The organism is Microbacterium umsixpiens (assembly GCF_053543675.1).
Map to the genome: position 1 here is coordinate 1 of NZ_JBLVOH010000185.1, position 1,497 is coordinate 1,497.

A 1,497-nucleotide genomic window follows, 5' to 3' on the forward strand; every position below is an offset into this window, starting at 1 on the left:
ATGACTCGTAGTAGTCGACCGCGCGCTGAGTGTTCTCCTCGTTCCCCGGCCCGGACGGCGAGACGATCGCCACGGTGTCTCCGGGCTGCAGCGGGGCGGAGTCGAGGTAAGGAGAGGTCGTGCGGGTCATGCCGGCTGCTCCTCGATGCGCGGTGCTGCGGAGAGCAGATGCCGGGTGTACTCGTGCTGTGGATTCAACAGGACCTCCTCGGTCGTGCCCCGTTCGACGATCTCCCCGCGGTACATCACGGCGACGCTGTGGGCGATGTTCCAGGCGAGGCCCAAATCGTGCGTGATGACGAGCGCGGAGAGTCCGAGCCGCCGGCGCAGGTCGAGCAGCAGGCCGAGGATCTCTCCCCGCACCGAGGCGTCGAGCGAAGCGACGGGTTCGTCGGCGATGAGCATCTGCGGCTGCACGGCGAGGGCACCGGCGATGACCACGCGCTGGCGCTGCCCGCCGCTGAGCTCCTGTGGGATGGCACTGAAGAACCTCTCCGGCGGCGTCATCTCGGCATCCGTGAGGCTCTGGGCCACGCGCTCGCGTTCGTCGCCTGTGAAGTGCTGCACCCGCAGACCTTCGGCGACCGACTCGTACACGCTGTGCTTCGGGTTCAGCGCGGCCCAGGGATCCTGGAGCACGAGCTGCACCTGAGAGCGGAAGTGCGCGAGGTCGCGGCCCTTCGTGGGCATCTCCGCGCCGTCGAAGAGGATCCGTGAGCCGGGGTCGGCGGGCTGCAGGCCCATGAGCGCCCTGGCGAGTGTCGACTTCCCCGAACCGGATTGTCCGACGAGCGCGACGATCTCGCCTCGACGCACGGTGAGGTCGACGTCGCGCACGGCGTGCACCGGTCGACTACCCGAGCGATAGGTGACGTTGACCCCGCGGGCCTCCAGCAGCACCTCGTCGCCATGGGCGATGTCCGGTACCTCGTCGGCGCCCTGCCCGTGCCGGGTCACCGGCGCCAGGCGGGAGGCCGGATCGCCGATGGTGGGGAAGGCGTCGGCCAGCTGCCGGGTGTAGACCTGCGTCGGACGCGTGCAGACGGCGTAGCTCTCACCGACCTCGACGAGTTCGCCGTCGCGCATGATGGCGATGCGCTGGCACGCCGTCGCGAGGACCGACAGGTCGTGGCTGATCATCAGCATCGAGATGCCGCGCTCGGAGACGAGCCGCGAGATCATGTCGAGGATCTGCTTCTGCACGATGACATCGAGAGCGGTCGTCGGCTCGTCGGCGATGATGACCTCGGGGTCGCACGCCAGGGCCATCGCGATCATCACCCGCTGCTTCTGGCCGCCGGAGAGCTCGTGCGGGTACGACTCGGACTTCTGCTGCGGGAGGTCGACGACATCCAGCAGCTCCGCCATGCGCTGCTTGCGGCCCTTCTCGCTCTTCCAGCGATCCGACGCGTGCAGCTCCAGGGCCTCGAGCAGCTGCCAGCCCACGGTCCGTACCGGGTTCAGCGAGTGCATCGCCCCCTGGAACACGATGGAGGT

The 1,497-nt window shown here is 68.6% G+C and carries 1 protein-coding gene; it reads right to left on the reverse strand.

What is annotated here, in order from left to right; genetic code table 11:
• Positions 1-126: 126 nt before the first annotated feature.
• Positions 127-1,497, reverse strand: a 1,371-nt coding sequence (locus tag ACNPM4_RS17085) for an ATP-binding cassette domain-containing protein (RefSeq protein WP_448986476.1), incomplete at its 5' end; no start/stop codon positions are given.